The sequence below is a fragment of the Streptococcus oralis genome (genome assembly GCF_001578705.1).
GTDB classification, from domain to species: Bacteria; Bacillota; Bacilli; order Lactobacillales; family Streptococcaceae; genus Streptococcus; species Streptococcus oralis_J.
In genome coordinates, this window is the sequence record NZ_KQ969054.1 from 1 (window position 1) to 295 (window position 295).

Consider the following 295-nt stretch of genomic DNA (forward strand, 5'->3'; position numbering starts at 1 on the left):
TGAAGTTGATTCACTTGCAGATACTGATGCGCTAGTTGATTCACTTGCACTTACAGATGCTGAAGCTGATTGGCTTGCACTTACTGATGCTGAAGCGCTTTGGCTTGCAGATACTGATGCTGAAGTTGATTCACTTGCAGATACTGATGCGCTAGTTGATTGGCTAGCTGATACTGATGCTGAAGTGCTTTGGCTTGCTGATACTGATGCTGAAGCCGATTGACTTGCGCTCACTGAAGCACTTTGGCTTGCTGTTGCTGAGCTTGATGCTGATTGGCTTGCACTGATGCTTGCA

1 pseudogene is annotated in these 295 nt (G+C 46.4%); it reads left to right on the plus strand.

From position 1 onward, the window contains the following. Positions 1-223, plus strand: a pseudogene (locus SORDD05_RS10175) (hypothetical protein); the annotation flags it as partial. Positions 224-295: the final 72 nt, after the last annotated feature.